We start from the raw sequence: 11948 nt of genomic DNA, 5'->3' as shown, positions 1-11948 counted from the left end.
GCGAAGGATCCAGCAGCACGACCGCCGGCGCACATCATCCTGGATTCTTCGCACGGCTCAGAATGACAAACCAAGTTTGAAAACACTCCCTAATCCTCCCGTTCATGAGTGACCCTTCGTCGTTTTCCCTCCAAGGCAAAGTCATAATCCAATTCGGCGGCACCGGCCTGCTCGGCCGCGCCCTGGTCAAGTCCCTGGCCGCGGCCGGGGCGACCCTCATCGTCGCCTCGCGCAACCGCGCCTCCCTGCAGTCCCTCGCAGACAGCGAGCGGGCCGCCGGCCGCACCGTGCTCATCGAGGAGACGGACATCGGTTCCGAGGCCTCGCTCCAGTCCCTCCGCGACCGGGTGCTCGCCCGGCACCAACGCGTCGACGGCATCGTCTTCAACGCCGTCAGCCGCCCGATGCGCGCGATGACCGACGACCTGGCGATCTGGCGGTCCTCCATGGAAACGAACGCCACGGGCTTCTTCGCCACCTGCCGCGTGTTCGGCGACGTCATGGCGGCCCGGCATTCGGGCAGCATCGTCAACATCGGCTCCATCTACGGCATGGTCGGCAGCAACCTCATGCTCTACGAAGGCACGAACATGACCGTCGCGCCCGACTACTTCTTCCACAAGGGCGGCATGGTGAACCTCACCCGCTACCTCGGTTCGCACTACGGCCCGAGCGGCGTGCGCGTCAACGTGGTCTCCCCCGGCGGCATCTACAATCCGGACACCCCGCAGGCCGCGGAGTTCATCGAACGCTACAACAAGATCACGATGCTCGGCCGCATGTGCGAGGCGCGCGAGGTCGGCGGCGCCGTCGTCTTCCTGCTCAGCGACGCCGCCAGTTACATCACGGGCGTCAACCTTCCGGTCGACGGCGGCCACACCGCGAAATGAAACCCTGGCATTCCCTCGAACACAAGACGGTCTGGGTCACCGGCGGCGCCGGCTACCTCGGCTCGGCCATCACGCGCGAACTCGACGCGGTGGGCGCAAAGGTCCTTTGTTTCGACCTGCCCGGCCGGGCCGAGGCCCTCGTGCGCGAGCACCGGCTGACCCGGACCACTCCGCTTGCGCTGGACTTCTACGATACCGCCGGTCTGCCGGCCGCCCTCGAGGCGCTGATCGCCAGCCACGGCGTGCCCGACGGTGTCGTCCACCTGGTCACCGCCTCCTCCAGCGGCGTCCGCCTGGAAAAACTCGGCGCCGAGGACTTCCGGCGCACGCTCGACCTCGCGCTGACCCCGACTTTCGTCCTTTGCCGCCTGCTGGCCGAGCGCATGAAGCCACGGGGCGCGGGGAGCATCGTGCTCTTCTCCAGCATGTATGGCCTCGTGGCGCCGGATGCGCGCATCTACCACGACCCGATGGCGCCCAATCCGGTCGACTACGGGACCAGCAAGGCCGCGACGCTCCAGCTCTCGCGCTATCTGGCCATGCATTACGGCTCCAGCGGAATCCGCTTCAACTGCGTCAGCCCGGGGCCCTTTCCCAATCCCACCGCCCAGCAGCAGCACCCGGCGTTCATCCGCGACCTGAGCCGGAAGACGGTGCTGAACCGCATCGGGCAGAATGGGGAGATCGTCGGCCCCACCCTCTTCCTGCTCACGGACAGCGCCTCGTTCGTCACGGGCCACAACCTCGTGGTGGACGGCGGCTGGACCGCCTGGTGAGTTGCCGACTGCCATGTCGCCCCGGTCACTCGGCTGCAGCGGACTGACGGTCAGCCGGCTCGGGCTCGGCTGCACCACGTTTGGCCGGGAAATCAGCGAGGCCGAGGCCTTCGCGCTGATGGACTACGCCCTGGCCAACGGCATCACGCTCTTTGACACCGCCGAGGCCTACGGCGGCGGGCAGGCCCGGGCCTACCGGCGCGCCCAGCTGGGCATTGATGATACCCGCGAGGTGTCCGGCGAGATGCATTCCTCCGAGAAGATCATCGGCCGCTGGTTCCGGGCGCGGGGCACCCGGGACCGGATCACGCTCGTGACCAAGGTGACCAGGGATTTCCGGGCTGGCCACGTGCGTCAGGCGCTCGAAGCAAGCCTGGCCCGCCTGCAGACCGACCACGCCGACCTGTATCTCTATCACAGCTTTGACCCGGCCAGTCCCGTGGAGGAGGCCGCCATCGCGATCGACTCGGTCATCCGCGCCGGACTCACGCGGGCGGGGGGTTGCAGCAATCATTCAGGTCCGCAGCTGCAAGCCGCCCTCGAAGCCAGCCGAAGCCGGGGACTCCACGGCTTCACCACCCTCCAGCTGCCCTACAATCTTCTCCAGAACGCTCCCGAGGCCCTTCCCATCGCCCGGCAGGCGCGTCTGGGGATCATGGCCTACAGTCCGCTCGCCGCGGGTTTTCTCTCGGGCAAATACACCCCCGATCGGGCGACCATGCCCAAGGGATCCCGCTTCGATGTCATTCCCGCCCATGCCGACATCTATTTTACCGAGCGCAATTTCCGCCGCGTGCAGCTGCTGCACCGGCTGGCGCAAAGCGTCGGAGTGCCGGCCCTTCAGCTCGCCCTGGCCTGGGTGCTGCGCGATCCCCTCGTCGACACGGTCCTGGTCGGGGCACGCACCCAGGCCCAACTCGACAACGCTCTCGCCGCCCAGCGCCTGGAGTTGAACCCGGAATGGCTGGCCGGGATCGCGACCTGGGATGACCTTCCCCATGCCCAGGTCTGAGCGCTTGCTCCCGGTTTGCCGCTTGTTTCCAACCGCAGGGACGGGCGTCTGACCTCCATGCAACCATCGGCGCAGGGCGCTCCCGCCCCGATCTGGTGGGCCCAAATCCGGAGCCGCGCGCCGGTCGAACTCTCCCGGCTGTCCCCGCTATCGATCGGCTCGGACTGGTTGCCGCTCGGCCAATTCTGGCAGCCCAACGGACCGGAGACCGGCTTTCATCCCGGCTGGGCCCGTCTCGGCTGGGAGCCGGAAGGGTTGTGGCTTGAGGCCATTTTGTTCGGCCCCCAGCCAGGCAATCGGGCCCGGAGATTGAATGAAAAAACGTGGGAGCTCGGCGAGGTCTGCGAATTATTCCTGCGTCCGCCGGCGGCCCCGGTCTATCTTGAATGCCACGTCACACCCGAAAACCAGCGACTCCAGCTGGCCTGGCCACCCCTGGGGCTGCAGCGCGTCCGCGCCGGTTCCGCCCCGCTCGACTCTTTCCTGATTGACCAACCCGACTGGATGCAGAGCCGGACCTTCATTGGCGCGGGCTATTGGGTGGCGCAAATCTTCCTGCCGGCGGACCGCCTGGGGGTCGGATCGCTCCTCGCCGGCCAGAACTTCGGCGCCATGGTGGGCCGGTATGACTATGCAGCCGGCGGAACCTTCGTGCTCTCCGCCACCGCCCCGCTGCGCGAACCGGACTTTCACCGCGGCGCGGAATGGCATCACGTGGTCTTGTGCTAGTGTGGTGTCCCGGAAATAACCTGCATTTGCAGGTCGGGCTTTAATTAACCACGGAACACACGAAATACACGGAATATTTCACAGGAGGGAACAGAGGAAAGGCAGGAGGGGCGGTGGATTGCTCTCTCTCTGTTATCTCCGTTGGCTCCTGTGCAAAAACCATCCGTGTTCATCCGTTTGCCCGTGAATCCGCGGGACGACGGAGTTCTCGGGACAAACGCCCCAACGCAGGTTGGTGGACGATCCCTGGGATGCGAGCACGCATCAACAGGGCACACCGGGTGGCAAGCATGCCGCAACGGTGTGTAATCCGTGGTTAAAATGCCTTGGTCCCTTCCTCAGGTTTCGGAGTCAAGGCGGTCTGACCACGGATATCACGGATTGAACGGATCACGGCCAAGGCAGGTTTTCACAGGAGCACACAGAGAAAAGGCCGGAGATCGAAATCTCTGCTTCCTCTGCGACCTCCTGTAAAGAGATTGGGATGTTTCCATCCGTGTTCATCCGTGGAATCCGTGGTTAAAATGCCTTGGTCCTCTCCTCAAGTTGCTTCGTCATCTTCGTCAGGTTTGCTTCGCCATCTCCGCGCCAAGCGCTCCGTCAGGTTTCGGTACCCTACTCTCCGCGATCTCTGCGTCCTTCGTGTTAAAAATGCCTTGGTCCCTTCCTCAGGTTTCGGAGTTAAGACGGTTTAACCACGGAACACACGAAATACACGGAATATCTCACAGGAGGGAACAGAGGAAAGGCAGGAGTGATTTATTCAGAATCCATTAAACCAAGAACCGGCAGCATGGCTTTCTGGCTTCTGAATTCCTCCGTTATCTCCGTTGGCTCCTGTGAAATGCCTTGGTTCTCTCCTCAGGTTTGTGAGCGTGGAAAAGAACGCTGTGCTTGGCGAACCTGACGCCGGTTTGATTTCCACGAGCTACGTTGAGAAGCAAAACCACACCCTGCGGATGCACTGCCGTAGAATGTCCCGCCTGACTAACGCCTTCAGCAAGAAGCTGGAGAACTTCAAAGCTGCCGTGGCGCTCCACTATGGCTATTACAACTTCGTGAAGATGCATAAGAGCATCCGCTGCACCCCGGCCATGGCGGCGGGGGTCGTTAGTTCGCAGTGGACTGTCGGCAATCTTGTGGAGATGATTGAGGGGTAATCATGAGAAAGGCACTCCTAGGGAAGTCTCTTGAGACGATGGAGCGATGTTTCGTCAAACACGTTGAATCCGTTCCCGTGCGAGAAACTTTTCACGGTGAAGTTGTATGGGAGGGAGTGGTCGAAGTCTTTGATCTGATAAAGCACCCCGGAGCAAAACGCTGCTATGCGTGGGTTGCCCAATCTAAAACCGGGAGTTATGACAACTTCGTTCACGTCCTAAAGTTACCCCCGGTCAAAGACCCAATTACCGCTGTGCGTGCCTATATTGCGTCTCTGGCGAAGAAATAACCGGCAGCTTCCTGGGTATCACGGATCAGGCGGGTCACCACTACCGAGCGAAGCGACATAGGACAATTCACACTAATGCTCACTAATCCGAACAACTCACCTTCGGGGGTTTCCCTTATACCAACCACCCAAAGCTTTTACACGAAGGCCGCAAAGAACGCAGAGATATTCCCATCGCAGGATCTGCTTCGCGGTCTTGGCGACCTTGGTGTAGAGTGTAGTAGCTTGAGGCGATTGGTATGAGTGGCCAATTAGTGAAGATTAGTGGTGAAAAAATGCCTTGGTTTATCCCTATCCTCCGCGACCTTTGCGCCCTCCGCGTTAAAAATGCCTTGGTCCCTACTACCAAACACCCAAAGCTTTCACACAAAGGCCGCAAAGAACGCAGAGATATTTCTATCGCAGGATCTGCTTCGCGGTCTTGGCGACCTTGGTGTAGAGTGCAGTATTCTTTTCGTGTGTTTCGTGTATTTCGTGGTGACCTCCGGCTGCATGATCCCCGCTAAGATTTCACTCATGATTAGTGTCACATTAGTGTGTATTAGTGGTGGCAAATGCCTTGGTCTGAACCCTCAGGTTTGCTTCGCCATCTTCGTCAGGCCTCAGGTTTCGGTATCCCTACCCTCCGCGATCTCTGCGTCCTCCGCGTTAAAAATGCCTTGGCCTGAACCCTCAGGTCGCGGGTATCATGTCGGGTCACAGCCTTAGTCCGGCAGGATCCTTGCGCCCATCCCAGATGCGCACGATCGCCACCGATTGCGTCGCTTCGTTGATCTCGTAATAAATCAGGTAGTAGCGATGCGACAGTTTGCGCAGGCCCGGACGCGCGCGCACCGGAGCGCCCCGGTGGGGCAACTGATCAAGTGAAAATATCACTTCCACCAGTTCCAATCCGATCCGCCCGGCGACGGCCGGGCTGTAGCCGGCCAGGAAAACCACGGCCGCTTCCAAATCCGCTTCCGCCCTGTCGGTCAGCGTGACACGCCAGCCCATTGTCGAACCCTTGATTGGAGTTCGGCCCGGGTGAATGTTTTGGCGCCCTGGAGGTGAAGCGAGCGCAGACCCTCATCAATCGCGGCCAGCATCTCCGGTGTCTCTTCCACCGTCTCATCCAGCCAATGCCGCAATGCCTGCTGCTCCTGGGGGGCGAGCCGCTGGATCGCTTCCTGGATTTCCGCGAGCTTGGTCATGCCGTCAACTTACCCGGCGCGTTCGCCCAGTCAACCCCGCAGCCGGTTTAAACCCAGGGATCACGGATTGAACGGATCAAGGCCAAGGCAGGTTTTCACAGGAGCACGCAGAGAAAAGGCCGGAGATCGAAATCTCTGCTTCCTCTGCGACCTCCTGTAAAGAGATTGGGATGTTTCCATCCGTGTTCATCCGTGGAATCCGTGGTTAAAATGCCTTGGTCCCTTCCTCAGGTTTGCTTCGTCATCTCCGCGCAGCGCTCCGTCAGGCTTCGGTATCCCTACCCTCCGCGATCTCTGCGTCCTTCGTGTTAAAAATGCCTTGGCCTTGTCCCTCAGGTCTCCGTCTAAAGACCAAGACAGGTTTCGGACAGGAGGAAACCGAGGAAAGGCAGGAGGGGCGGTGGATTGCTCTCTCTGTTATCTCCGTTGGCTCCTGTGCAAAAACCATCCGTGTTCATCCGTTTGCCCGTGAATCCGCGGGACGACGGAGTTCTCGGGACAAACGCCCCAACGCAGGTTGGTGGACGATCCCTGGGATGCGAGCACGCATCAACAGGGCACACCGGGTGGCAAGCATGCCGCAACGGTGTGTAATCCGTGGTTAAGATGCCTTGGTCCTCTCCTCAGGTTGCTTCGCCATCTTCGTCAGGTTTGCTTCGCCATCTCCGCGCAGCGCTCCGTCAGGTTTCGGTACCCCTATCCTCCGCGATCTCTGCGTCCTTCGTGTTAAAAATGCCTTGGTCTGAACCCTCAGGTCTCAGGGTTGAGACGGCTGGTTCACTGTATAGCCGGCGGCGGCTTGACTGGACGGGCAAAGCGGATTTGCTCGGGGAGCATGAAATTGGGCTACACCGTGCAGCTTTGGCGGGAAGGCGGGCAATATATCGCCCATGCCATGCCGCTGGAGGTGGCGAGCAGCGGATCGACGCCGGCCAAGGCGCGGGCCGCACTCGCCGAGGCCGTGGGTCTTTTCCTCAAGACCGCGCAGGAAGAAGGCACCTTGGAACGGGTTTTGGAAGAAACGGGCTATACGCGAGGAGTGCGAGGCTGGTTGAGTCCCAAGTGGCTCAAGACCGAGAAAGCCGCCGCACTTGTCGCCGTGTAGTCCCATGCCGAAACTGGTTCCCACCGATTGGCGCACGCTGGACGCGGTGTTTACTCGCGCCGGTTTTGTGTTCCGGCGGCAAGAAGGCAGTCATCGTTCCTATGTGAAACCGTGTGTGCTGCGCCCCATCGTCATTCCGACCTATCAGGAGATCCCGGTGTTTATCATCCGCAATAACCTGCGCACGGCAGGACTGTCCCGGGATGATTACTTCCGGTTGCTCGCTGAGGTGGGCTGAGCCGTGGGACGGCCTGCCCATTGGAGGAGCGGCTTTACGCCGCGATTCCGAGATCCATCGGGGCCTAAAGCCCCTCCTACAGTTCGTGAATTTCAGATCTCAGGTACCCGTTGATTCCACCCCTCCGCGACCTCTGCGTCCTCCGCGTTAAAAATGCCTTGGTCCAATCCGGAGAATTTCCTCTGTCATTGGCGCCGATTAGTGTGCATTAGTGGTTAACCTCCGATGTCTGCCTTATCCGGCTCCCCGCTCCCAGCTCTTTGCCTCGGTTTCGCGAAGCGAGAACCGCGGACAAACGCCCCAACGCAGGTTGGTGGACGATCCCTGGGATGCGAGCACGCATCAACCGGGCACGCCGGGTTGGCAGCGGCCAACAACGGCGCAAGCTCTCAGCCCAATGAACAGGGAACGGTGAAAAATGAACGCTGAACAATCTTCGGCCAGTCTCCTGGCCAAGTTCCGTTCCGACCGGAAGCGTCTGCCGCTGCACCCGCTCGAAAAGGCCGGCACCAAATGTTCATTGTTCATCGTTCAATGTTCACCAGTCATTTCCCGAAATGCTCAGTCGCATCACCTGCGTTCGCTTGGTCCGATATGACCAATGGACATTGAAAAATGAACGCTGAACAGTCTCCCAGCCGCGTCCTCGAACACTTTCGAGCCTCCAAGCGCCGCCTTCCTTTACATCCGTTGGAGAAGGCGGTGTTGACCGTAGTAGCGGTGCACCTCTGCTTTCTCCCGTGGGCCCTCGGCACGATGCACGCCTGGAGCCAGCTCACCAGCCTGGCGCTAAGCGCCGTGGGCCTGGTGTTGGCCCTGATCCCGCGGACCTACTCGGGAGACTATGCCCCAAGCATTCAGTTGACCACTGGCCATGGCCAGCCTTCAGGTTTCAGGTCTCAGGTTTCAGGTTTCCGTCTTAACCCGCTGCCCCGCCTGCTGCATTTCCCCATTTTCTGGATCGGACTCGCCCTGCTCGGCTACATCGCCCTGCAGGCCTCCAATCCCTCCTGGGTGTGGGAGCGCAGTGCCACGCAATGGTGGCTGCGCCGGGTGGACGACATCCCCTGGCTGCCCACCTCGGTTGATACGCCCTTTGAGCGCTTCGACATCTGGCGGCAGTTCATCATCTACGCCTCCGCCTGGCTGACCGTGTGCACCGTCTGGACCGGATTCACCCGCCGGCGCTCGCTGCAACTCCTGCTTACCGTGCTGCTGGCCAACGCCATGCTGCTGGCCGGCGTGGGTTTCGTGCAGCGATTTTCCGGCTCGAGCAAATACTTGTTCCTTATGGAGTGGCCGGTCGGGCATACCGCCTTTGCCAGTTTCATTTATCGTAATCACGCCGGCGCCTACTTCGGCCTCGTCACCTTCCTTGCCGTGTCTCTTGCGATCTGGACTTTCTCCCAAGGCGAGCGCGCCGGCCGAAAATCCACTCCGGCCGGGCTGCTTTTTTTCTGTGCGGTATTCCTAACCGCCGCAGTCTTTTTTTCTCTCTCGCGCGGAGCCAGCCTTCTCGTGACGTTCGCTTGGATGGCCGTGGCTGCTTGGTTCTGGTTGAGCCGCCGGCACAATCAATCCGGGGGCAGCACAAGTCCTGTTGTCTATGCCGCGGTGGTCCTGCTGTTTCTCATCGTGATCGGTTTCACCGTCAGCGAGGTGGATTTTTCTTCGATTCAGCAGCGTTTCGATTTCCTGATCAATCATCATGACGATTCCCGATATGATAGCACGCCGGCGCGATTAATGGCTCACGCCGCTTCGTCAAAAATGCTCGGAAATACTTGGGTGCGTGGTGTGGGGGCTGGGGGCTTCCGTTACCTGTTCCCCGAATACATTAAGCTCTACCCGGAGGTCTATGCCGGGGGAAAACTCTTCTGGGAGCACGCCCACTGCGACTGGCGGGAAATCCCGATCGAGCTGGGGGCAACGGGAACACTGCTGCTGTTGTTAGGTGCGGGTTGGTGGTTGAGAGCTTTCTACCGGAGCCGGGCCGTCTGGCACTCGTTGGCGGTGCCCGTATTGATTGGCTGCAGCCAGGCACTCGCGCATGCGTGGTTCGATTTTCCCTTCCAGTGCCCGGCGATCCTCGTCACCTGGATGGCATTGGTTGCCTTGTCAGCCCGCTGGGTCGAGTTGGACGCAAATTAAGCGCGACCCGCATGTCTCGCTCCGGCTTCGTTACGATCCTCGCCCTGGCCATCCTCGGTTCTGGCCAGATTGCCCCGGGCTTGGGGATCGATACGGGCCTTGATGCGATCGGGCTTGAACACCAGTTGGCTTCAGAGCCGGATAGCCCGCAGTTCGCCGGCTGGATGAGAATCCGCGGGATCGCCGATCCAACCGACAGTGTCCTCATGCATTCCACCCGGGATGCACTCGAGAGGCTGCACACCCGCCACTTGAAGACCTGCGTCCTGCTGCGCCTTCCAACGAAGAATTGGAAAAGGAAATATCTGCCGGAAGATCTGCGCGAGACATATGCAAACAGCCGCAAACTGGGTGCCGCTTATGGTGATTTGGTTGATGCCTGGGAAGTGGACAACGAACCCGACCTCGGCTTCGTGCCGGAAGCGGCCGAACGTTATGCGGCTTTTCTGAAGGCCACCTATCTCGGTCTGAAAGCAGGGATCCAAGAGGGTGGAGCCGAAAGCAAGGCAGGACTGGTGCTCATGGGCTCGTTGGGCTTGCCACCCGGCCCGTGGCTGGAGCGCTTCGCCGCCAACGACGGCTTCGCCTACACCGATGGCTACAACTACCACTATTATGGGTATTCCGATGATTTCAGCGCCGTCTACAAACAGCATGAACGCGCGGTCGCTGACCTGGGTGGCCAGAACTTACCGAATGGTTCGGGTAATTCTGTTCATGGTGTGGAAAAAACCCTTCCCGTGTTCATGACTGAGATCGGTTATGGCATGCTCGACAAGCAGGCGCGGGATACCAAGGACGGACGCCTGCGGCAATGGCGCTGGTTCAAGTCAATCAGCGAGCAGATTGCGATACTGCAACCCGACGCTCCGATGGCGTTCTATCTGCAGCCATATCTGGAATACGATATCTCGGAGTATGGGCTGGCGGTGGCGCCACTGCAGAAACCTGTCGGAGCGTCTGGCGCGGAGATGGCGAAGCAAACCGTGCCATTGTTGGCTGCTGCCAACCCGGTATCTGTCCCGGCCGGCGGCGGGCAGAGAGACTTGAAACCGGAGGGTTGGACTGCCGGCGGAATCAATTACACGGCGAAGGATTTTGCGGAGAAACCTGAGACCGGAGACCTGAAACCTGAAATAAAGCCTTGGATGAAGATGATTGGGGGGGGAATCGGTGGCAATGAAGCGACTCCCGCTTTGGCCTGGTGGCTTGCGCAAAGAGCTACGAGCAAGGAGCCGGGAGCAGGGAGCTACAAAAACGATCCAGCCAGCCAACAACCAACCGCTACCAACCAAAACCGTTCCTGGGCGGTCGCGACTTCCGTGCCCTCCCCCATCGTGCTCGACTTTCTCGCCGGTGACGGACTCTCCCCGATCAAAAGATACCATGGAAGTTTTGTCACCGGGCTTACGGAGGGCTCGGGAGCCGCCTCCGCCGGGGCTTCGGCGCGACAAGACAAGGAGCCGGAGACTAAACCGGCAATGCCCGGCAACCAGCAGCCAACAACCAAGAGTCAGCCTGCCAAGGCTGAAGAGTTCATGGTTCAGGTCAGAACCCAGAACGGCAATCTCTACGAAGTCTATCCCACCCGGCTGGCCACGCCGGAATGGCAGCAATACCTGGAACCACCGGGCAATTTCACCATGTCGTTTTATGGCCGTGCCGAACTGCCCTGGCGGTTCAAGGACAACCGGCCCCGGTCGCTGGTGCTGGTGTTTTATCCGAAGCAATTGCCGGCAACCTTTGAATTCCGGTGGGTGCGGTTGATTGCGTTGGGAACCGAGAGCAAGGCATTGGGGGGCCGCAGCAGATATGGCCGGGGAAAGATCATGCTGTATAACCTATCGAACAAGCCGGTCTCCGGGAGGCTGATCCTGCCGGCGACGATGGCACCGGTTGTCCCTGGCGCGCCGGCCGATTCTTCCGGACGCTCCGTGTCCTCCGCGTTAACGCTCCTGCCCAACGAACGCCGCGAAGTCACCGTCATCATCCAGGTAGCCGGCGACCGCTATGAGCGCATTGCCTCACCCGTCTTGTTTACACCGGACGACAAGGCAATTTCTCCGGCGCGATTCGTGACATCGTTTATCCCCGACATTGGCGGGATGAATACGAAGGTTGTGGCTGGGCTGCTGCGTCAGCCTGCAGCTGGGAGCCTGGAGCCGGAGGCAAAAGTCATTGCGGAGCGGCCCCGCGCCACCGAAGAAGCGCCCATGACCGAAACCGGCGGTTTCTTTGGCCAGCAAGGCGCCCAAGTCACGCGCACCCCCGAGGGCCTCGCTGTGATCGTGTCGGCGCTTCCCCCGGGGAAACCCCAACGCATCGAGGTGGAGCTGCCTTGGCCTGATGGTTTGAAGTTCGCCGAGGAAACTTTTCTCTCGCTTGAATATCGTCTGCGCTAGTGTCG

Annotated in this window: 11 protein-coding genes; 9 read left to right on the top strand and 2 right to left on the bottom strand. The window is 60.4% G+C overall.

The window, feature by feature from the left end; translation table 11 throughout:
* Positions 1-104 precede the first annotated feature (104 nt).
* The 5 genes from BLU29_RS14650 (at position 105) to BLU29_RS14630 (ending at position 4567) form a co-directional block, all read left to right on the top strand.
* The gene (locus tag BLU29_RS14650) at positions 105-890 is read left to right on the top strand and encodes an SDR family oxidoreductase (protein ID WP_197677727.1); all 786 of its coding nucleotides are present in this window, start codon (positions 105-107) and stop codon (positions 888-890) included.
* Entirely contained in the window at positions 887-1666 is a 780-nt protein-coding gene (locus tag BLU29_RS14645) for an SDR family oxidoreductase (RefSeq protein ID WP_091059410.1), read from the top strand. The genes BLU29_RS14650 and BLU29_RS14645 overlap by 4 nt, the downstream gene beginning before the upstream one ends.
* A gap of 13 nt (positions 1667-1679) precedes the next feature.
* A complete protein-coding gene (locus BLU29_RS14640) occupies positions 1680-2678 on the top strand; it encodes an aldo/keto reductase (protein WP_157693911.1) in 999 nt (332 codons plus the stop codon).
* 57 nt (positions 2679-2735) lie between these two features.
* Entirely contained in the window at positions 2736-3407 is a 672-nt protein-coding gene (locus BLU29_RS14635; protein WP_091059406.1) for a hypothetical protein, read from the top strand.
* A gap of 875 nt (positions 3408-4282) precedes the next feature.
* A complete protein-coding gene (locus BLU29_RS14630) occupies positions 4283-4567 on the top strand; it encodes a hypothetical protein (RefSeq protein WP_157693910.1) in 285 nt (94 codons plus the stop codon).
* 986 nt (positions 4568-5553) lie between these two features.
* On the opposite strand, the gene BLU29_RS14625 is transcribed toward BLU29_RS14630, so the two are convergent.
* Entirely contained in the window at positions 5554-5850 is a 297-nt protein-coding gene (locus BLU29_RS14625; RefSeq protein ID WP_091059400.1) for a type II toxin-antitoxin system RelE/ParE family toxin, read from the bottom strand.
* Positions 5829-6047, bottom strand: a complete 219-nt coding sequence (locus BLU29_RS14620) for a hypothetical protein (RefSeq protein WP_091059397.1) — start codon at positions 6045-6047, stop codon at positions 5829-5831. The genes BLU29_RS14625 and BLU29_RS14620 overlap by 22 nt, the downstream gene beginning before the upstream one ends.
* A gap of 835 nt (positions 6048-6882) precedes the next feature.
* Here BLU29_RS14620 and BLU29_RS14615 point away from each other — a divergent pair.
* The 4 genes from BLU29_RS14615 (at position 6883) to BLU29_RS14600 (ending at position 11943) form a co-directional block, all read left to right on the top strand.
* Positions 6883-7152 (top strand): hypothetical protein, encoded by a 270-nt coding sequence (locus BLU29_RS14615; RefSeq protein WP_197677726.1) that lies wholly within the window; start codon positions 6883-6885, stop codon positions 7150-7152.
* Positions 7153-7156: 4 nt separating this feature from the next.
* Complete coding sequence (locus BLU29_RS14610) at positions 7157-7390, top strand: type II toxin-antitoxin system HicA family toxin (RefSeq protein WP_091059394.1); 234 nt, start codon at positions 7157-7159, stop codon at positions 7388-7390.
* Positions 7391-8005: 615 nt separating this feature from the next.
* The gene (locus BLU29_RS14605) at positions 8006-9541 is read left to right on the top strand and encodes an O-antigen ligase family protein (RefSeq protein WP_091059393.1); all 1536 of its coding nucleotides are present in this window, start codon (positions 8006-8008) and stop codon (positions 9539-9541) included.
* 11 nt (positions 9542-9552) lie between these two features.
* Complete coding sequence (locus BLU29_RS14600) at positions 9553-11943, top strand: hypothetical protein (protein WP_091059390.1); 2391 nt, start codon at positions 9553-9555, stop codon at positions 11941-11943.
* The last annotated feature ends 5 nt before the right edge of the window (positions 11944-11948 follow it).

The organism is Opitutus sp. GAS368 (assembly GCF_900104925.1).
In the GTDB taxonomy this organism is placed as follows: Bacteria; Verrucomicrobiota; Verrucomicrobiia; order Opitutales; family Opitutaceae; genus Lacunisphaera.
The sequence above is the reverse complement of the archived record's forward strand: the minus strand, read 5'-3'. Positions and strand labels throughout refer to the sequence as shown.